20 protein-coding genes and 2 pseudogenes are annotated in these 19,945 nt (G+C 37.5%); 3 read left to right on the top strand and 19 right to left on the bottom strand.

Annotation, left to right across the window (positions count from 1 at the left end):
- Positions 1–6 precede the first annotated feature (6 nt).
- The 14 genes from QWT69_RS11135 to QWT69_RS11195 all read right to left on the bottom strand — a co-directional run bounded on the left by QWT69_RS11135 (position 7) and on the right by QWT69_RS11195 (position 14,674).
- On the bottom strand, positions 7–1,071 hold the full coding sequence (locus tag QWT69_RS11135) for a glycosyltransferase (RefSeq protein WP_317965681.1): 1,065 nt from the start codon (positions 1,069–1,071) through the stop codon (positions 7–9).
- A gap of 5 nt (positions 1,072–1,076) precedes the next feature.
- Complete coding sequence (wecB, locus tag QWT69_RS11140; RefSeq protein WP_317965683.1) at positions 1,077–2,216, bottom strand: non-hydrolyzing UDP-N-acetylglucosamine 2-epimerase; 1,140 nt, start codon at positions 2,214–2,216, stop codon at positions 1,077–1,079.
- A gap of 3 nt (positions 2,217–2,219) precedes the next feature.
- Positions 2,220–3,329 carry a polysaccharide biosynthesis C-terminal domain-containing protein gene (locus QWT69_RS11145; protein ID WP_317965685.1) on the bottom strand — a complete coding sequence of 370 codons (1,110 nt, stop codon included), beginning with the start codon at positions 3,327–3,329 and terminating at the stop codon, positions 2,220–2,222.
- A gap of 13 nt (positions 3,330–3,342) precedes the next feature.
- Entirely contained in the window at positions 3,343–4,368 is a 1,026-nt protein-coding gene (locus QWT69_RS11150; protein ID WP_317965687.1) for a polysaccharide biosynthesis protein, read from the bottom strand.
- A complete protein-coding gene (locus tag QWT69_RS11155) occupies positions 4,355–5,617 on the bottom strand; it encodes a glycosyltransferase family 4 protein (protein WP_317965689.1) in 1,263 nt (420 codons plus the stop codon). The genes QWT69_RS11150 and QWT69_RS11155 overlap by 14 nt, the downstream gene beginning before the upstream one ends.
- Positions 5,618–5,698: 81 nt before the next feature.
- Positions 5,699–6,409 carry a tyrosine-protein phosphatase gene (locus QWT69_RS11160; protein ID WP_317971047.1) on the bottom strand — a complete coding sequence of 237 codons (711 nt, stop codon included), beginning with the start codon at positions 6,407–6,409 and terminating at the stop codon, positions 5,699–5,701.
- 26 nt (positions 6,410–6,435) lie between these two features.
- Positions 6,436–7,146 carry a CpsD/CapB family tyrosine-protein kinase gene (locus tag QWT69_RS11165; RefSeq protein WP_317965691.1) on the bottom strand — a complete coding sequence of 237 codons (711 nt, stop codon included), beginning with the start codon at positions 7,144–7,146 and terminating at the stop codon, positions 6,436–6,438.
- On the bottom strand, positions 7,139–7,885 hold the full coding sequence (locus QWT69_RS11170; RefSeq protein WP_317965693.1) for a YveK family protein: 747 nt from the start codon (positions 7,883–7,885) through the stop codon (positions 7,139–7,141). The genes QWT69_RS11165 and QWT69_RS11170 overlap by 8 nt, the downstream gene beginning before the upstream one ends.
- 106 nt (positions 7,886–7,991) lie before the next feature.
- Positions 7,992–8,930, bottom strand: coding sequence for an NAD-dependent epimerase/dehydratase family protein (locus tag QWT69_RS11175; protein WP_317965695.1), 939 nt, complete (start codon positions 8,928–8,930; stop codon positions 7,992–7,994).
- A gap of 46 nt (positions 8,931–8,976) precedes the next feature.
- Positions 8,977–9,633 (bottom strand): sugar transferase, encoded by a 657-nt coding sequence (locus QWT69_RS11180; RefSeq protein WP_317965697.1) that lies wholly within the window; start codon positions 9,631–9,633, stop codon positions 8,977–8,979.
- A 172-nt stretch (positions 9,634–9,805) separates the two neighbouring features.
- A complete protein-coding gene (locus QWT69_RS11185) occupies positions 9,806–10,528 on the bottom strand; it encodes a ZIP family metal transporter (RefSeq protein ID WP_317965699.1) in 723 nt (240 codons plus the stop codon).
- A 147-nt stretch (positions 10,529–10,675) separates the two neighbouring features.
- A complete protein-coding gene (locus QWT69_RS11190) occupies positions 10,676–11,182 on the bottom strand; it encodes a DUF2165 family protein (RefSeq protein WP_317965701.1) in 507 nt (168 codons plus the stop codon).
- A gap of 16 nt (positions 11,183–11,198) precedes the next feature.
- Positions 11,199–11,399 carry a DUF4177 domain-containing protein gene (locus QWT69_RS17320; protein WP_431312280.1) on the bottom strand — a complete coding sequence of 67 codons (201 nt, stop codon included), beginning with the start codon at positions 11,397–11,399 and terminating at the stop codon, positions 11,199–11,201.
- A gap of 185 nt (positions 11,400–11,584) precedes the next feature.
- Entirely contained in the window at positions 11,585–14,674 is a 3,090-nt protein-coding gene (locus QWT69_RS11195; RefSeq protein WP_317965703.1) for an efflux RND transporter permease subunit, read from the bottom strand.
- A gap of 98 nt (positions 14,675–14,772) precedes the next feature.
- Here QWT69_RS11195 and QWT69_RS11200 point away from each other — a divergent pair, with 98 nt between their 5' ends.
- The 3 genes from QWT69_RS11200 to QWT69_RS11210 all read left to right on the top strand — a co-directional run bounded on the left by QWT69_RS11200 (position 14,773) and on the right by QWT69_RS11210 (position 16,427).
- The gene (locus QWT69_RS11200) at positions 14,773–15,609 is read left to right on the top strand and encodes a TetR/AcrR family transcriptional regulator (protein ID WP_317965705.1); all 837 of its coding nucleotides are present in this window, start codon (positions 14,773–14,775) and stop codon (positions 15,607–15,609) included.
- A 96-nt stretch (positions 15,610–15,705) separates the two neighbouring features.
- The gene (locus QWT69_RS11205; RefSeq protein WP_317965707.1) at positions 15,706–15,873 is read left to right on the top strand and encodes a YfhE family protein; all 168 of its coding nucleotides are present in this window, start codon (positions 15,706–15,708) and stop codon (positions 15,871–15,873) included.
- Between the two features lie 188 nt (positions 15,874–16,061).
- The gene (locus QWT69_RS11210; protein ID WP_317965709.1) at positions 16,062–16,427 is read left to right on the top strand and encodes a DUF2500 domain-containing protein; all 366 of its coding nucleotides are present in this window, start codon (positions 16,062–16,064) and stop codon (positions 16,425–16,427) included.
- Positions 16,428–16,646: 219 nt separating this feature from the next.
- On the opposite strand, the pseudogene QWT69_RS11215 reads toward QWT69_RS11210, so the two are convergent.
- The 5 genes and pseudogenes from QWT69_RS11215 to QWT69_RS11235 all read right to left on the bottom strand — a co-directional run.
- Positions 16,647–16,783, bottom strand: a pseudogene (locus QWT69_RS11215) (NCS2 family permease); the annotation flags it as partial.
- Positions 16,784–16,847: 64 nt separating this feature from the next.
- Positions 16,848–17,195: a VOC family protein gene (locus QWT69_RS11220; RefSeq protein WP_317971049.1), complete on the bottom strand. Its 348-nt coding sequence runs from the start codon at positions 17,193–17,195 to the stop codon at positions 16,848–16,850.
- A 42-nt stretch (positions 17,196–17,237) separates the two neighbouring features.
- On the bottom strand, positions 17,238–17,666 hold the full coding sequence (locus QWT69_RS11225; RefSeq protein WP_317965713.1) for a VOC family protein: 429 nt from the start codon (positions 17,664–17,666) through the stop codon (positions 17,238–17,240).
- Between the two features lie 80 nt (positions 17,667–17,746).
- Positions 17,747–17,941 (bottom strand): annotated as a pseudogene (locus tag QWT69_RS11230) (VOC family protein); the annotation flags it as partial.
- A gap of 413 nt (positions 17,942–18,354) precedes the next feature.
- The gene (locus QWT69_RS11235; RefSeq protein ID WP_317965715.1) at positions 18,355–19,653 is read right to left on the bottom strand and encodes an NCS2 family permease; all 1,299 of its coding nucleotides are present in this window, start codon (positions 19,651–19,653) and stop codon (positions 18,355–18,357) included.
- Positions 19,654–19,945: the final 292 nt, after the last annotated feature.

The following is a 19,945-nucleotide window of genomic DNA, read 5'->3' on the forward strand; positions in this document are numbered from 1 at the left end:
ATACACCTACTTCGCTAACAAATTTACAATTGAAGTATTTTCAGAATGGCTTTCAAAATTCGGATTTATTGCTTTGTAGCCTATTTCACCTTCCAATACTTTCTTCATTAAATCTACTAATTCATCTACGTTAAATGGGTCAAAGAAGTAAGCGTTCGGATATTCCTCTAAAATCTCTCTAGCAAATGGACAATCTGCAGCAAAAATGATACTTCTATGCAACTTTGCTTCTACTAATGGCAATCCGAATGTTTCAATATAAGAAGGGAATAATAATATTGATTTGGAGTAATAACTGAATACATCACTTCTTTGTAAAGATCCCCCAAACTCAATAGGTAACTGATTCTCAACTGACTGTCTCTTCAAAGCCGATATAGTAGGGTTTTCATCGCCTTTTAAAGTGAAAAACACGTTAAAGTCTATCAAAAATTCCTTTACTATTTTGCTGGCTTCCACAATTATTGAATGGTTTTTGTATTCCATGCTATTGGCTGGATAGAAAAAAGTTGATATTGAATTTAATGTTGGCTCAAAATAATGAGGATCCGTTATATTGATTTTAGGAGCAATAACTTTTATGTTGCTTTCATTAACACCGGCAATCTTAACACATGCCTTTTTCATCCACTCAGTTTGCACAATGACTTGGTTTGCTTTTTTAATCGATCGGATAATTCCTCGTCCAATAATGTTTTGATAAATCCAAAACAATTTGTTTTCGTTAAATGAAAATTTGTAGTCTATAAATGGTAATGCTTGATGAACATATAGAGTTTGCTCACATTGCAATCTAGGTATAATCATGTTTTGTAAGGATAAAACTTTGTCAATCTTGAACTTACTAATCATTTTAGGCGCAATTATTATGTCAAAAAACAATCTATGAAACCAACTTTTTTTAATCCATGGAAATCGTAAAACTTCTATGTTCGCCGTATTTTTCAGAGTAGGTACACCTACTACGAAATACCATTCTATCTCCGGATTGTTGGATTGAACGACATCATTATAGAAGTCTTGAAGTATAGTTAAAGCTCCTCCACTTTCCGCAGGAACGTCAAACACCATTATCCTCATGGTGTCTGCTCGACCTTTCCCCAAATGATTCTATTTATTACTGGAACATAACTTTGAACGATTTTCACGATTTTAATCGAGAAATTATTATCTTTATAATCATTTGATATAAATGATCTTTTATCGTTTTTCTTTAACGAACAGGCTAATGCAACTGCCTGTCTTAATTCACTTCCTGTTATCCCACCGATTATGATTGATCCCTTATCTAACACTTCTGGACGTTCCGTGGAAGTTCTAATTAACACTCCAGGAAACTTAAGAATTGCAGATTCCTCGGATAATGTTCCACTATCTGAAAGGACAACATATGCATTCATTTGCAAGAAATTATAATCCAAGAATCCCAATGGCTCGACTTGACGAACTAAAGGATGAAATGTGAATTCTCGTTCTTGTATTCGTTTCATACTTCGTGGATGAGTTGAATAGAGGACGGGCAGCTGATATGTTTCCGCTATTTCATTAATAGCTTTCATTAAAGAATAGAAATTGTCTACTTGGTCGATATTCTCTTCTCGATGTGCCGATACAAGTATATATTCATCCCTTTTGAGCTCTAGTTCCTTTAGAGCTTGGCTTTGTAGAATCGTGTCAAAGTTCTTCTGCAAGACTTCAGTCATTGGAGAACCTGTGACAAAAACATGGTCCTTTCTGACTCCCTCGGAAAGCAAATATCTTCTACTATGCTCTGTGTAACAAAGATTAATATCAGAAATATGATCTATAATTTTTCGATTAATCTCTTCTGGAACATTTTGATCAAAACACCGGTTTCCTGCTTCCATATGAAAGATTGGTATTTTAAGTCTTTTAGCTGCAATCCCCGACAAGCAACTATTTGTGTCTCCCAAAATGAGAAGTGCATCTGGCATCTCTGTGCTTAAAACTTCGTAAGTTTTGGATATAATATTCCCAATACTTTCCCCTAGATCTTTTCCAGCTACATGCAAATAGTGATCGGGTTCTCTTAGTCCGAACTCCTCAAAAAAGACTTGGTTTAATGTATAATCGTAATTTTGTCCAGTATGAACTAGAATATGCTCAAAATAATTATCGCAAGCTTTAATTGTTTCAGATAATCGAATGATTTCAGGGCGAGTTCCAACTATTGTCATCACTTTGAGCTTTGTCACGGATCATACCTCCATATAATACGTATCTGTTTTTTCAGGATTAAAAATCTCAGATGCCCAAAATAATGTGATTAGTTCATCCTCGCCGATATTTTCAATAGAGTGCGCATATCCAGCGGGTACGTCCACTACTTCAGGTTTTTCTCCAATGACCTTATATTCAATATTCTGATCTATTCCAACTTGCCTAAATTTAATAATTGCCTCTCCTTTTATTACTAGAAACTTCTCAACCTTTGTGTGATGCCAATGATTTCCTCTAGTAATTCCTTTACCTGTCTTTGAGATGAAAAATTGGCCCATACTTTCTGATTTAATAAATTCAGCTAGCCATCCACGTTCATCAGTTTGTTTCTTTAATTGATATGAAAACTTGTCATTTTCTATATATGACAAATAAGTTGCATATAACGCCCTATCAAATCCCGAGGCTAAGGAAGGCATTATTAAGGTTTCTCGATTACGTTTAAATTCTTTAATTTTATCTGCTAATTTTTGCAATGAGATTCTATAGGTTTTTGGTACAACGTAATAATCACATTTTTCATCTTTTATATAATTCAATGCGCTAATAAATTCACCCACTACATCATCAATATAATTCAATGTAACTATTCTCTCTTCGTCATGTATATGAATGGGCTTTCCCCTGGCAATGTTATAGCAGAATGTAGAGACGACGCTATTGTAATTCGGCTTTGACCATTTCCCAAATAGATTAGGTAAACGATAAATTAGAACCGATGATTTATTTATCTCCGAATGCGAATGAAGAAGCATTTCGGAAAATCTTTTACTTTCTGCATATGGACTGTTGTTGTTAACTTGGATGGATGAACTGAATAATATAGGGGCTTTATTTCCATTTGTTTGTAAGAGTCTTACAAGGCTTTCTGTTAGGCCACTATTGTCAATTTTAAAATCTTCAGTGTTCGTAGTGCGATTTACACCTGCAAAATGGAATACAAATTCACACTCTTTTGTATAATGTTCAAGATCTTCCATTGTACTTTCCCTTGTGTATGCATAAATGTCTTGATAACCCATATTTCTTAATTGAGCTGCTACATTTTTACCTAGAAATCCGGTTGCTCCAGTAATAAGTATTTTCAACTTTATCCCCCCTTTAATGCATACTAAAAAGACTTTCTAGTTCACTTTGAATATATGGAAGTACGAGAAGTTTTTCTTTGATTTCATTTACAGTTAATCTCTTCGTATTATTCGAATTATACTCACTCGTAAACGAACCCCCATCGTCCCCTAGCGAATAATACTTTTCATAATTTAAGTCTCTGTTGTCAGCTGGTATTTGATAATAACCTTTAAGGTCAACAGCAACTTTATGCTCTTCTCTAGTCAAAAGCGTTTCATATAACTTTTCTCCATGACGTGTACCAATCTCACGGATTTCGTTTGAAGCATCAAACAGCTCTAACAATGCTTGGGCAAGGTCACGAATCGTCGATGACGGTGATTTCTGCACCATAATATCGCCAGCCTTGGCATGCTTAAAGGCAAAGAGAACAAGTTCCACTGCCTCCTCAAGATTCATCAGGAAGCGTGTCATACTCGGATCAGTAAGTGTTAACGGCTTTCCGGCTTTAATTTGTTCAACTAATATAGGAATGACAGAGCCACGGGACGCCATTACATTTCCATATCGGGTCCCACAAATAAGCGTTTTATCAGCCGAAATTGTCTTGGATTTTGCGACAAAAACTTTCTCCATCATCGCTTTAGAAATTCCCATTGCATTTATTGGATAGGCAGCTTTATCCGTCGATAGACAAATCACTTTTTTCACGCCATTGCGTATGGATGCATTCAGAACATTTTCGGTCCCTAAAACATTCGTTTTTACAGCCTCCATTGGATAAAACTCGCATGATGGAACTTGTTTCAGTGCTGCGGCATGAAACACATAATCCACCTCACTCATGGCGTCATGTAGACTTGCAATATCTCTAACATCCCCAATATAGAATTTCAGCTTCTCATTTTGAAATTGGCTTCTCATATCATTCTGCTTTTTTTCATCGCGAGAAAATATCCTGATTTCTTTCACATCAGTTGTTAAGAACCGTTTCATGACTGCATTGCCAAATGAACCTGTTCCACCAGTGATTAATAGAGTTTTATTCGTGAACATACTTTTCACTTCCATCCGTAGTAGTCACTACACTTTCAATTTCATGCAAGTATTTTTCTATACCTTTTTCTTTCGAATAGGTAGATAAGTAAAGATTTTTCGCATTTGTCGAATGTGTTTTTCTAATGTCATGAGAATTTCTGTAATTGTTGATAACGGTGATTAATCTTTCGTGATCGCCTTGCAATATGCTCCTGCCGCAATTAGCAGTAATGATGCTCTTTGCTATATCTGTATGGTTGTCCATGATTGCAATTACGGGCTTTCCAGCAGCCAAATAGCCGTATGTTTTACTTGGAACTCCCAATCCTTCTGTACCTTTTGCTAAACTGACGATACATATGTCGCTGATTTTTAAGACATCCGCATACGAAGAATCTATTAAGAAGCCATACACTTTCACATTAGGTATCTCATTTTCTTTGATGAATTCTTTTAAGTTTTCAACCTTATTTCCATGTCCACAAAATACGAATAAAATATCAGTTTGATTTCTAAAATGAAATAACGCATACTGGATTGTCTCCATGTCTTGAAATGTCCCCATATTTCCTGAATATAAAATGATGAAACTGAACTGTTCTCTTAAGTGAAGATATTCATAGTTAGCAATTTCATCAGTTGCAATATATTCTTCATTTGAATACCAGTTCGGAATAACTGCGAGATTTTTTTCCGTAACAGCAAGTTCTTCTTGAATGACATATTCTTTCATTTCATTTCCAAGCAGAATGATTTTATCAGCTTTTTTATACGTTCTATGGTTTATAAAATTCATGATTTTATGGATTAAACCATTTACTTTAATCGAATTGCTTTTCAATGCGCTATCCGGATATATGTCAAAGACGACAAAAATAAATTTAGTCCCAAACATTTTCTTCATATAATAGGGAATGATCGGTAAAATTGGAGGATTGGAATATACGATTATTGTTTTAAACCTTCGTAAAAAGAACACTTTTAAAAGCACAGCAATAAAAAAGGTGAAAAAGTTTACAATTCGACCTACTTTTGTTTTATTATTTAATGTCGTGTACTTAACTCTATGAATTGTTACGTCTTTATATTTTTCATTCATTAGCACTTTATCCAGATTGCTCTTCACATAATTCTTAGGATATCCCGTTACCACACCAACGGATAATCCTCTTTGTTGCAAGCCTATTGCAAGTTCCGTTGGCAAAGTTGCTGAAGAAATATATTCAGGGTAAAAGTACTGGCATAATATCGCTACATCTTTCTTCATAGATTCTCACCCATTTCTACTTTCCATCCAATGGTTACCATACAAACTCCACCACTTTTTTGTTTGAAGATTCACGGATTCTCATAAGCTGAACGGTTCATCTGCTAGTATGCAGTGATTATTGTTCAATAGTACTTCGACGATAGTAGACAGCTTCTTTTTCTCTAATACGCGTAATCCTTTCCAAAAGTGGTTTTTTCGAGTCGTAATATTATGTGTATCAGATCCATAACAATGAATCAGGTTTGCTTTTATTAATTGAAAAGCAATTTTCTGAACTCTTCTTCCATATATACCTAGTAAACTATCTGCATTCACTTGAGCATAAGCCCCTAATTTGATTAGCCGTTGAAGGATATGAGGATCGCTTATAATCGCAATGTTCCGTTCTGGATGAGCAATTATAGGTATAAAACCGTCGTGAACTATTGACTCTATCATTTGAAATGAAAAGAGAGGTACTGTATATGAGGGCATTTCTAACAATAAATACCGTGAATTTGCTAATGTGAGAGCTTCACCTGAATGTATATGTTCAATAAGGTTTTCATGTAGACGAATTTCCTGTCCAGTATGGAGCTGAATGTTGATGTTCAATTGCTTTGTGATTGCGGCTAACTCGGGGACTAGTCGTTTTATAGTATTTGGTCTGACATCATAAGATGGATGAAACGCATGGGGTGTAATAATTATTTCTGTTATCCCTTGTTCACTTGCCATCTTCAACATTTGAATTGAAGTCTCCACATGCTTTGGACCATCATCAACTCCATATAGTAAGTGAACATGCATATCTAGCACTTTTAACCTCCTAGATACTAGTCTAATTCGAATGAACGATAATAATGATAATAATTTCCATCGCTCTTTATTTTGTAATTATTTAATACAGTTCCTAAGATTTTTGCTTTAGAGGAATGCAAAACTTCAATTGCGCGTATGATAGATTCTTTTTTTGTTTTTTTCGTACTAACAACTAGAATGGTTCCATCACATTTATTTGCTAAAATTTGCGCATCTGCTACTGTCAATACAGGGGGGGCATCAATTATAATGACATCATATTTAACTTTCATTGCATTAATTAACGAATCCAACATGGAAGATCCTAATAGCTCCGCTGGATTGGATGGTATTTGACCACAAGGTATAATATCGAGGCCTTCAATAAACGTCTTTTGTATTACATCAGCAACTGACCATTGCTTAGATAAAATATTTGATAAGCCTGGGGAGTTCGTTGTTTGAAACGTATAGTGCATTGAAGGTTTTCTCATATCGCTATCAATTAGCAGAACCTTTTTACCCTCTTGAGCAAAAACAATTCCAACATTGGCAGCAGTCGTTGACTTTCCCTCACCCGGAGATGCAGATGTAAACAAGATCGTTTTCACATCTAAATCTGGCATTGCAAATTTTATATTCGTCCGAACAGTTCGATACTGCTCGGATATCATCGAAGTAGGATTGATAAATGCTATAAGTTTCCTTCCTAACATTTGCAGACGGATTTTTTTTCGTTTAGACATAGCCTCCTCCCCTAGAACGACGTGATATTGGTTTGACTTTTTTATTGTTCTTTTTCACTTCTTTGTCTGAAATCACACTAATTATCCCAAGAACATTTACATCGAAAAGGTCATTCATTTCTTTTTCGGATTTGACAGTAGTGTCAAAATACTCTAAGAGAAATGAAATCCCTGCACCTAGCATTACACCGACTATGCCGGCAACTGCCATATTGAAAATCGGATCAGGTTTAATTGGTTTAGTATTTTCCTCAAAGATTGCAGGGGATAGAATTTGCACATTATCAACAGCCATCAAGCGTTTTATGTCTTCTTGAAATACTTCTACAGTAGTATTTGCAATATTAACTGCTTGTTGAAGATTTGGGTCTTGAACATATATATTGACGACTTGAGAATTTTGCTGATTTGATACCCGCATACTTGACTGCAAATCTGAGGGAGTCATATTAAGTTCCAATTTCTCGATAACTCTAGAGAGAATTGCACGACTGGTGATAACGACGTTATATGTGTTGATTAATTGAAGATTCAATTGAATATCTTGTGAATCAAATGTATTCCGCTCTTCTTTTTGTTTTGAAATCAGAATTTGGGTAGAAGCTTCATAGATTGGTGTTAAATAGGTATAACTAACATAGCCAGATATTGATACGCACAGTGCTATTATCCCTAACATTAATGGAATACGTTTTTTTAGAAATTTAAATAATTCAGATAGATTTAGAGTTTCTTCCATAGTTGTACACTCCTCTAACACATTCAATTACAGTTTTAATTAATTGAATAAAAGCTATCGTGACCATTGATAGTGTAAGGAAAGAATCTAGAAAAACTGGTAGCACTCAGTTCTTTACTGCGATATTTTTAGATTTAATCTGAATCGAATGAGCGATAGTTTCATCTAATCCTTTAGATATTGTATAAAGCGGCAACCAGCCGAGCTCTTTTTTTGTCTTCTCGTTTGAAAGGACACTCCTTAACAATTCACCTGTTCTATATGGTTTATAGACTGTCTTTCCACGTGAAAGCATCTTTTTCATCATCGTGTCGTTTAAATCGCCAATCGCTAGTTCAATGTTTGAACTGACATTAAATATGCCTGATTTATTTTTTTCTACCGCTTTCCTACAAGCAACTGCTACATCCTTCACATATATGAAATCCCTAGTCTGATTACCCCCATATATAACGCAATCATTTTCACTTAGTATCGTTGAAACAAAAATATCAACTACCCCCGCTTCACCGGAGTTATTCTGTCTTGGCCCATACACATTCGCAAAACGCAAAATTGTCGAAGTGAAATTATGCAGTTTGGCATATGTTTGGATATATTTTTCAGCAGCATATTTGGATACCGCATAAAAAGATTGCGGATCAAGCACATCGCTTTCTTGAAGTGGTAATTTCTTAGAATCTCCATAAACTGCTGCTGTCGATGCAAATAAAAATTGTTTAACTCCGACATTTGATGAATAATCTAAAATTTTCACTGTTGCAGCCGTATTAGATTGAAAATCGAAATAAGGGTCTTTCATAGAATTGATAACTGAGGTTTGTGCGGCAAGATGTATTACAATATCCGGCTTCTCATTTTTAAATATGGATTCAACTGATGGATCTTGTATATCCATTTGATAAAATCTAATTCCATTCGGTAAATAATTTGTGGAACTGGTCGCTAAATTGTCGATGATTACTACGTTATAATTTAAGGCTACAAGTTCTTCAGCCACATGAGAACCTATAAATCCAGCTCCACCAGTTATCAGTACTTTCATTCTCATTCAATCCTTTCGGTTCAAACTGAATCCATTAATCGCGAATTTAAAAAGACCCTTTCCCAATCACCACACAAATCATCGTTAACCAAATAATTCTCAAATCTAATCGGAATGACTGATTTTCAACATAATAAAGATCAAGTTCAATTTTCTTACCATGATCAATTTCTGAACGGCCGTTAACCTGTGCATATCCTGTGATGCCTGGTTTAACTTTTAGTCGTTGAGCCTGTTTGGTAGTATAATGTGTTGTAATCTCAGGGATTTCCGGTCTCGGACCTACTAAACTCATATCTCCAAATAAGACATTGAATAATTGCGGTAACTCGTCCAAGCTATATTTCCTCAGAACTCTTCCTAAAGGCGTTACCGTTTCATCAAAGGCAGTTTTGAAAGTAAAATGATCTGGAACGCCCTCTTTCCAATCATATGCATGTCTATCGGGATTATGCTTTGAGTAATTCATACTTCTAAACTTGAAGATTGTAAAAGGCAAATCGTTCTTTCCTACTCTTTCCTGCAGAAAAAACACCGGTCTGCCAGATTTAAAAAGAATCAATACAGATAAAATAATGAAAAGCGGACTTAAACATACTATAAGAAGAGAGCTCATTAGTATATCGAATAATCGCTTTCCAACTTGAGATAAAGTGATGCCTGCCGCATTTTCAAGTAATAATCTTCCACTGTCCTTTTGCAAAGCCATCTCCTTTCATTGAGCTTTTTATCAATAGTACATATGGCTACTCCATCTTATGCGAATGCTCACAAATTCATTCAACTAGTAATAGGTCTATATGTATGTCGAATTTTCCCAACTAAAAGCCGACACTCTTTTCCTATTGAATGCCGACTTCATTATCTTTCTATTACTACAACCACCACAAATAAGCCCCCATCACCAAAAATGCAGCACAAGCGACAAGCCCCCCATACATATTCGAAGATTGCCGCACAGACTCAACTAAAATCTCTTTCACCGTCACCATATAAATCATCCCGACCGTGGAACTGATCAAGAGCGCCATAATACCACTATTTTGCACGCCGATTAGATCTCCGATGAAAGCTCCGATTGCAACGGGTACAGCAATGACGATTGAGATAAGGAACAAGACATTGAACCGCACCCCCGCCAGTATCAATGGCATGAACAGAATCATGCCTTCAGGTATTGTATGCAAAATCATAGCTTGTAAAAAAGCGAAGCTGAATTCTGCATGATCACTTGTTCCGAGGACGATGCCCATCGGTAAGTTGTGGATGGAAATGACTAAGGCTAAGAATAGACCTGTACGAATACTATGATTCTTATACGGGTCTTTACGGATAAGCGGGTGCTGATGAAATCGTCGATGAATGACCTCATACACAATGAGTCCCACTGCAAAACCAACACCAAACATGAGCCAATCGCCCAACATTAACGCTTCTGGTACAATTTCAAAACTTAACAGACCTAACAGTAAGCCTGCACAAACCGCATAAATTGTGCTCATGCTCTTTTTAAAGCGATAGATCGCTGTTGCTATACCCCCGCCTATACCGACACCAACAAATGTCGCTAAAAATCCAATTACCCATACTTGTGCCAATCAACCATCCTTCATGACATTGGTTCTATTGTTATATGTGATTTACATATTCAATATGATTGCCGGTAACATGGTGTCGCCAAAAATAAAAAGACTACCCGTTAAAGTCAATAATGACTTTATAGGGCAGTCTCTATTTGTATTTGATCAAACTTCTAAATCTTCATCTTTTAAAGCAAGTAAGATGGCAAAGCCAATCCACACTGTCGTGATGTCCATTGCTGTTTCTTTACCATTCCAAATTTGTGATTGCCACATCGCGAACCATTCGCTTCCGATAACGACGAAGCCGAAGAACCAAATTGCAAAACCTAAAATGAATGCATAATAACCGAATGATTTTGCATTATTGAATTGTCGGCCTGATCCTTTAATGTTTTTAAACATATGATAAACGCCAATAAATGCAAGTAAACTAAAGATACCTTCAGCGATAATCAACCCCCAATAAGCTACAGTATGCATCGTTTCGCTTTCAATTGCACGCCACATCAAGGAGTTTCCTTCAAACGTAGAGTCCATCGATAACACATGGTGAACGAATTCATAATTCGAATTATAATCCATCAAGTTCCCTGCAAAAACAAAGAGTCCAAAAAATCCTGCAAATAATAATACAACTATTTTCAATAAACGTAATGCGATTGTATTCATCAAAATTCAACTCCTCCTATTTTTTTGTCCTTTCAAATACAAGGTCAATATGCTGTTCGTCAGCAGCAAAGTTCGAGAAATCAACGAGCTGTACAAACCTCCAACCTTTTTCAGCAAACCTGGTAATTATAGAGGTGTAGTCTTCCGTAGGTAAAAATCCTTCACGAGTGTGTTTCAATTTTATACTCTTAATCTGATACTCATACACACTAATCACCTTCCTATACTAGATAAGATTACGATACCCTATTTAAACACCTATAAATCTAATATTTCACACTACCAACAACTTTTATTTTATGTATATTTTCAAATTGACTCAAACCATAAATCAAAACAAAGCATGTACGAATAACGATAAAAAAAGCCTTACAAGAAGACAATTCTTGTAAGGCTGCTTGCTCAATCTTCTTCGATTTCAATACGATTTTTCTTAAATAGTTTGGATAGTATCTCGTAGACAATTGGAACGACGATGAGCGTTAATAGTGTCGAACTGATTAATCCACCAATGACTGTAATACCAAGGCCTTTGGAGATTAAACCGCCTCCGCCGCCCGTGCCAATTGCAAGCGGAATGAGTGCGCCAATTGTTGCTATGGCCGTCATTAGAATCGGACGCAATCGTGTAGCCCCCGCTTCAAGAACTGCTTCACGCATTTGCAATCCACTGCGTTCCATACGGATAATCCGATCCACGAGGACAATGGCATTCGTCACAACGATACCAATCAACATCAATAGTCCCATCATAACCGATACAGAAATCGTTTCACCTGCTATCAACAGACCAACGAATGATCCAATGACTGCGAATGGCAGAGAAACGAGTATGGCAAACGGTGCGACTCCTTCACGGAATGTCACTACGAGGATGAAGTATACAATCGCAATCGCTGCGAGCATCGCCATAATAAGTTGTGTGAAGGTTTCTGTCATATCCGCCGCAACACCGGCAACTTCCATTGTAACGCCTTTTGGCAATTCTAATTTATCAATTGCTTTATCGACTTCAGATGTTGCTTTTGAAATATCCGCATCTGTGATTGTACCTGAAACCGATGCGTAAAATTCTCCTTTGCTGCGGGAAAGTGAATTCAATGTCGTACCTTCCTGAACAGTAACAAGTTCAGAAAGCTTCATTGACGTCCCTAATGCAGTCGGTATTTCAGTAGCCAGCAATTCATCAACTGATTTCGGCTGTTCAGCTTCTTCCTGCTGAATCGTTACATTCAACATATTGCCGTCTTTTTCTATTGTCGTGAGTACATCATTTGTGCGCATAGGGTTGAGCATCATGACAATCTGTCCAGTTGTCAAACCGTACTGCAGCAGTTCATCCTGCTCAACTTTGAATTTATATTCGACATAAGCATCTTGTGTGCTTGAAGAAATATCTTCGAGTCGCTTATTGTCGTTCATAACATCTTCTACCATCGCGACGGCTTCATTGAGCCGATCTAGATTTTCACTGTAGAATGTGTAACTCACTTCGTTAGTAGACATGCCCATTGCGCCAAAGTTTTGGCTCTTCCATTCGCCGCTTTGACTGACATTGAATACATACTCTTCTACTTCCGTACGTGCTTTAGGGAAGTCTTTCATATCAGGATCAAAGATAAGGAACATCAATGCCCCGTTTGAACCGCCTCCACCCATCATGGCAGACATCGGATTGCCCGCTTCTGTCACGGACAACTGGACGATATCAATGTCGTCGCGTTTCAATAGTTCCTGTTCCACTTCTTCAATGTTGGCCAATGTTTCATCCAACAATTCGCCCGTTTCTGGCGTGTACGTCAAATACATCGTCTTCTCTTCTTCACTGCCGAGGAAGCTGAAACCAATCAATGGCATCAAAGCCACACTACCCGCTAGAAGGACAACAGAAATGATGGACGTAATCCACTTATGATTCAGTGTCCAACTCAGAATCCCTTTGTAACTTGTCGCCATTTTACCCATTTCCTTATGGCGGCTTTCCGTCTTCTCACCGTATAACTTTTTCTTAAACAGGAAATGCGAAAGCGCTGGCACAATTGTGATCGCAACGATGAGCGAAGCACCAAGCGCAAATGACATCGTCAATGCGAAAGGCATGAACAGTTCGCCTACCATCCCGCCAACAAAGATCAGCGGAGCGAAAACAGCGACCGTCACTAATGTGGATGACATAATCGGTTTGAACATCTCAATCGTCGCTTCACGTACAAGTGCCCGACCGGATAATTTCTCTGTCTTCAAATGCAAGCGCCGGTATATATTTTCGACAACGACAATGGAGTCATCGATTACTCGCCCGATTGCTACCGTAATTGCCCCGAGCGTCATAATGTTCAGCGTAATTCCTAACCAGTTCAACAGCAATAACGCCATAAAGATCGAAACAGGTATGGATATAATTGAAATAATCGTCGACTTAATGTCACGAAGGAATAGCATAATAATGAATATCGCGATTAGACCACCAAACAATGCCTTTTCAATCATCGTTGAAACGGATGCTTCAATCGGCGCTCCCTGGTCAAGTGAGATATCAATGATTAAACCATCAATTGCTTTTTCTTCTTTTTTGATTAAATCTTTCACTGCATTCACAACGTCTACTGTATTAGCTTGTTGACCTTTAATAATTTGAATGGCAATGGCATCTTCTCCATTTGTACGGGAGACCGATTCCACTTTACCAACAAGTTCAATTGTTGCAATCTCATCAAGCTTCACAAATGGAGATGGATTGGATGCTGATGGTGTGACGGGAATCAGCATGCCTTTCAATTCATCTACCGTCATGAATTTACCATCTACTGCAACGGCTTGTTCACCTTCTTCAAATTCATACAGGCCTAAGGAAACTGCCAAGTCGCTTGCCTGGATCATCTGTTTGACATCTTCCATCGTTATGCCCAGTTCAGCCATTTTGTCATCATCATACGTAAGTTCAACTTCTTCGATATGCTGTCCTGTTATGTTGGCAGAAGCAACACCGTCAAGCTTTTCGATTTTCGGAAGAAGGATTTCTTCCACTGTCGATGTAAGTTCAACGATATCTTCTGTTTCACTACTCACACTTAGCGCAACAACAGGTAACATATTCAAGCTTATTGCGGAAATCTGCGGTTTTTGAGCGTCTTCTGGTAAAGTAACCGCGTCCAGTGCAGACGCGAGCGCCCGTTTCGCTTCATCCATATCTACTCCGTATTCATATTCAATTTGAATATTCGATACGTTCGCATAGGAGTTTGAAAACACCGATTTCACGTTTTCAAGATTATCAACTGCTTTTTCAAGCGGTATCGAAACATCTTTCATAACTTGCTCAGGTGTTGCACCCGGATATACATCCATCACCATTAAAAACGGTATGGATATGTCCGGAAGTGTTTCTGTTTTCATACGCGTACCAGAATAAATACCTGATACGACAATGATTATTGTCAGCAACCAAACTGCCAATTTATTTTTCAGTACGAAATTGACTAAACCTTTCATCAGTACACCTTCCCCCACATTGACTTTATAGACTCATTTTCATATACTAATGACTATGCGGTCACATGTCAATTAAAAACAGGAGTGTTTGAATACTTATGACGATAAAAAAACGGCTGATTATGGAAAAAGCGCTTGAATTATTTGCAGAACAAGGATTTGAAGCCACTTCTGTTCAACAGATTACAGATCGATGCGGGATGTCAAAAGGTGCTTTCTACTTATCATTCAAGTCAAAAGACGAACTTATTGCTGCATTAATCGATTATTTCACAACGCAGTTCACATCCAATATTGACTACCTGGTCAAAACCACAAAAAATGACGATGAACTTCTATATAAATTTTTCTATACCGTTTTCGAGTCCTTTTATAAACACTCTGACTTTGCCAAAGTGCTTATTAAAGAACAGATGAGATCGTTTAACAAGGAATTCATTATAAAAATGCGTTCGTACGATCAAATGTTGGAGAACACAATCTTATCGATGGTTGAACGTTTATACGATGAAGAAGTCAGTCGAACAAAACACGATTTAGTTTTCTGTATTAAAGGATTCATGAAGATGTATTCCGAGTTATTCATTTTCTACAACACACCATTGGATTTAGATTTACTTGCCCAATCGCTGAAAGAGAAAACAAATTTACTGGCTAACCATATTACAATCCCATTCGTTTCAAATGAGCTAGTCCAACAATTTAAACAACAATCTTGTAAAGAAGTGACAAAGGATCAGATCCTTGGCGTCATTGATCAAACGATAGATGATATTGAAGAATCTATTGAAAAAGAATCCTTAATACTACTAAAGCAAGAGCTACTCGAACCGACGTTAAGTCGTCCTTTAGTTAAAGGATTACTCGAAAATATTCAACCACATCCACATTGTAAATGGGCGGCTTATTTACTGCGGGGCTATTTTGAGTTTTGAGTCGATGCCTGGCATATGAAGAAACTCAACTCCTTGCATGATATCTGCATGATTGGGAAAACTGATGGATATGCAGATGGAAAGGAGCATCCAGATATGAATAAGAAAAGAGAACCCCATGAACAGATGACCGAGAAAAATAATCATCTCAGTTCTGCCCAAGAAGTGACATATCAAAACGATTTTAATAAGGCAGACAAGGCTGCAAAAGACGTAGAGAATAGGATGGATAAAAATTCACCTTCTGCGGATACAGAAAACTAATCTTCTTCACGATACACCAACAGAAAAGCCGAAAGCATCGTTTACGCAACGATGCTTTGGGCTTTTCTATTTTAAGAATGCTGATGTGTCTATACAGACTTAACCTCATTTTAACATCCGGACAGTATACTGTTTTAAACACCGGAATAATGTTCATTTATAAACAAACGATGAAAGGGGAAAGAATAATGGGATATGTTCCTACTAATAATACAATGGATATACTAACATCCATATTAATGACATTGGTGCCCTTCATCATTATCGGCGTCTTCGTCTTTATGATTGTCAGGGCTTTTAAACAATATACATCCAACAACAGAGCGCCAAAGCTATCACTTCCTGCACAGCTAGTGACGAAACGGACTGACACCTATGGCGGGACTAATAATTCTACCACCACAACACACTATCATGTTACGTTTCAAGTGGAAAGCGGAGATCGGATGGAGTTTCAGACGAACGGAGACCATTATGGATTGGTAGCTGAAGGAGACTTTGGCATCCTGACATACCAGGGAACGAGGTATTTGGATTTCGAACGTAAAAGTTAAGGTGTTCACATCACTAAAATCAAACACATAAAATGGAATGAAACTTCTTCCTCATAATGTTTCTTTCCGTTTTCAATTAGGTTCAAAGAGCAAAACTTCCTGCACAGCAAGTAGCGAGATGAACTCCCAAATATCTTAACTAGCAACAAATCAAAAAAATCCATCATTGAACTGTTGCAACTCAATGATGGATTTTCCAATTGTAAAACAACAAAATCTTTAATATGGCAAAAACGCCAATTGATAAAAGAACAATACCGCAAATACATACATTAACGGATGACTTCCAATCCACTTCTCAGTCACTACTTCAGAAGAGGAAGCGATTTGAAGCCGAGGATAATCCCTATCGTAAGTCTTGCAAATCATTTTACGTCACCTTTTCGTTGCCCTACCAATATTCCATTTAAAACGTAAAAGTTATTTCTCCCACAATTCAATCCATCTACCCTCTGGATCCGAAATCCAAATAAATGTTCCAAACTCGCTTTTCTCAGGTTCTTTTAAGAGGGGTACTCCAATCGTGTTGAAATGATCCATACAAGCTTCGATATTTTCAACTTGAAAATTCAACATTACACTTTGTTCTTTTGGAAAATAATCATTACTTTCCTTAAAAAAGGATAGAATTGTTTCGTTATCGGAATTAGATTTTAACACCGTACCATTCCAATCTTCCATCGAAATACCTAGTACTTCTTTATACCATTTTTTTAATCCATCAACATCTTTTGACCTCCAAAAAACGCCTCCGAACCCTTTTACTATCATATTTTCATCCTCCCATTGTGTAAGTAGGATTTTCAGCTATTAATAAGCTGTGTCTTCGCTATTTAAGTTAAATTGCCAAATCACACCGAACTTGTCCGTGACCTGTCCATAAAGTTTTGCCCAGAAAGTCTCTTGGAGCTCTATTCCAATTGTTCCGCCTTCTTTAAGCTGATCATAAACATTTTGCAGCTTATCCGCTTCAAAACTATGATATGCGATGCTAATATTGTTTCCAATTGTAAATGGAGAACCTGGGAATGTATCTGAAAACATTATATTGCTTCCATCTATATCCAAGCGAGTATGCATGACCAAATTCTTCGCTTCCTCGGGAAGAGGATATTCTGGATTTGGAGGATTCTCTCCAAAGGTCATAATCTTCGGTTTTTCTGTATCAAAAACCTCTGCGTAAAATTCTACAGCTTCACGACAATTTCCGTTAAATGTTAAATAAATATCAATAGCCAATTTCCATCACTCCTATAAATTCAGTATATAACTACAATTTCTTCTGTAAAAAATCATCCATCTTTTGAAAGTTTCCATTTTTATTTGGCGTTCGTATCTGATTGATGGATCCCGAAAGTATTACCTTCCGTGTCAATATTATACCCTTGCCATGCCATTCCTGAAAATGCATATTTGGACAATACTACACTGCCTCCACTAGCAAGAATTTTCTCTTCTGTTGAATCATAAACTTCTACTCCCATTGTACTAGCAAAGCCATTTAGAGCTTGGTTGCGGCATGACTTCTTCCTAATCCATCCTATTCCTCCATCATATCAGACAACAAATAAAATAATTATTTACTAAGTAGGCCGATTTTAAATAATTGAAAATTTCAATTCATTAATCGTTCACCTTAGAATAACATAGAAAAACCCTATGTACTAAACAAAATATGTGTGACGAATTACCTTTAGCTTTAAAGTCCACAATCCCGTGTATGCCGACCATAACAACTTCACGTCCGATAATGCGATTATTTCGATTCATAGATGATTCTTTATGGTATTTAGTAGGATAACAGTTCAAACAATACTATACGAACAAAAAAATAGAGGCAACAATCCATAATAGAATTGTGTCTCTATTTCATTGCTAGTGGATGCCAAATGAACGAACGATCTTCTATAATATAATTTTAGAATGATTAATGCGGCAAAAACGCCAATTGGTAGAAGAACAATACTGCAAATACATACATGAGTGGATGAATTTCACGCCACTTCCCAGTCACTACTTTCAAGATTGGAAGCGAAACGAATCCGAGCGCAATCCCAGTCGCAATGCTCGACGTTAATGGCATACTCAAAATGATTAAGAACGCCGGGAAAGCTTCGTCAATCTCGTTCCATTTGATTTCCGCGATGGCGCCCATCATCAAGCTCCCGACAATGATTAACGCAGGTGCTGTAATTGAAGATAATCCCGAAACCGCGCTGACAAGCGGTCCGAAAAACGCTGCGACGATGAACAGAATAGCAACTGTTAACGTAGTCAGCCCCGTCCGTCCCCCTGCCGCTACCCCAGCAGATGATTCAATATAAACGGTCGTCGGGGTTGTCCCGAACATGGAACCCGCTGTTGCTGCAAATGAATCCGCCATTAAAGCTTGACGTGCTCGCGGCAGTTTATTGCCCTTCATTAACCCTGCTTGCTTCGCCACACCAATCATCGCACCCGTCGTGTCAAAAATCGTTACCATTAGAAACGAGAACACAACTGGAAACAGCATATGACTCCATACATCTGAGAATGCCGTGAAAGGATTGGATACAATGAGGCCTTCAGGGAGTGATGGCACTTGAACAAATCCTTGGTCAAATGATAGATGCCCTGTGAATACAGCTATAATCGCCGTTACAATCATTCCAAGGAATAGTGCACCGTTCACCTTCAACGCCATTAGAATGATCGTAACCGTCAACCCGAGCAAAGCAAAAAGCACAGTTGGTGAATGAAGATCACCGAGCGCCACAAGATTGGAAGGATGGGCAACAATCATGCCTGCCTGCCTCATTCCAATAAAGGCGATAAATAAGCCAATCCCTGCGGTTATGGCATTTTTCAAGTTATCGGGAATGGCTTCGATCAACACTTTCCTAAAAGGTGTCAACGATAAAATGAGGAATAAGAGTCCTGCAACGAAAACAGCGGAAAATGCTGTTTGATATGTAATGCCATTTGTTCCGACGACTGAATAGGCAAAATACGCATTCATGCCCATCCCAGGCGCAATTGCAATCGGATAGTTGGCAGCTAGTGCCATCCATAACGTTCCGATGACAGTTGCAATAATCGTCGCGGTGAAAACTTGGTCAAATGGCACACCCGCATCTTTTAAAATAATCGGATTGACAACGATAATATAGACCATCGTGAAAAAAGTCGTAAAGCCTGCCACTACTTCAGTCTTGGCAGATGTCTGATTTTCTTTTAAATTAAACAAGATAAAACCCTCCAAAAGACGAACGTTATTTTATTCCTTACATATATTATTCGTTTCTCAGTCAAATGGCAAAGGCTTTTCATTTAAACATTATGAAATCCCTCGTTTACATCCTCAAAAACAGAAGAATTGTTATTACCATGGCAAGAGGCTGTAAAGTAAAGTGATAATGAAAACACCTAACAGTGTTGGTAGTATGACACCAAATGATGCAAACGATGTATCATCTACAAACTTTCACACATAGATAGAAGTCACCGTGTCGCGTGGCGGAGCACTATGCCCCTCTTTT

The sequence above is a fragment of the Sporosarcina oncorhynchi genome (assembly GCF_033304615.1).
GTDB classification, from domain to species: domain Bacteria; phylum Bacillota; class Bacilli; order Bacillales_A; family Planococcaceae; genus Sporosarcina; species Sporosarcina oncorhynchi.

Excerpts from the sequence above, each read along its gene's own strand:
- QWT69_RS11135 (WP_317965681.1), bottom strand. The coding sequence starts at position 1,071 with ATGGTGTTTGACGTTCCTGCGGAAAGTGGAGGAGCTTTAACTATACTT.
- QWT69_RS11150 (WP_317965687.1), bottom strand. The coding sequence starts at position 4,368 with ATGTTCACGAATAAAACTCTATTAATCACTGGTGGAACAGGTTCATTT.
- QWT69_RS11155 (WP_317965689.1), bottom strand. The coding sequence starts at position 5,617 with ATGAAGAAAGATGTAGCGATATTATGCCAGTACTTTTACCCTGAATAT.
- QWT69_RS11160 (WP_317971047.1), bottom strand. The coding sequence starts at position 6,409 with ATGCATGTTCACTTACTATATGGAGTTGATGATGGTCCAAAGCATGTG.
- QWT69_RS11165 (WP_317965691.1), bottom strand. The coding sequence starts at position 7,146 with ATGTCTAAACGAAAAAAAATCCGTCTGCAAATGTTAGGAAGGAAACTT.
- QWT69_RS11170 (WP_317965693.1), bottom strand. The coding sequence starts at position 7,885 with ATGGAAGAAACTCTAAATCTATCTGAATTATTTAAATTTCTAAAAAAA.
- QWT69_RS11175 (WP_317965695.1), bottom strand. The coding sequence starts at position 8,930 with ATGAAAGTACTGATAACTGGTGGAGCTGGATTTATAGGTTCTCATGTG.
- QWT69_RS11190 (WP_317965701.1), bottom strand. The coding sequence starts at position 11,182 with ATGAATACAATCGCATTACGTTTATTGAAAATAGTTGTATTATTATTT.
- QWT69_RS11195 (WP_317965703.1), bottom strand. The coding sequence starts at position 14,674 with ATGAAAGGTTTAGTCAATTTCGTACTGAAAAATAAATTGGCAGTTTGG.
- QWT69_RS11200 (WP_317965705.1), top strand. The coding sequence starts at position 14,773 with ATGACGATAAAAAAACGGCTGATTATGGAAAAAGCGCTTGAATTATTT.
- QWT69_RS11205 (WP_317965707.1), top strand. The coding sequence starts at position 15,706 with ATGAATAAGAAAAGAGAACCCCATGAACAGATGACCGAGAAAAATAAT.
- QWT69_RS11210 (WP_317965709.1), top strand. The coding sequence starts at position 16,062 with ATGGGATATGTTCCTACTAATAATACAATGGATATACTAACATCCATA.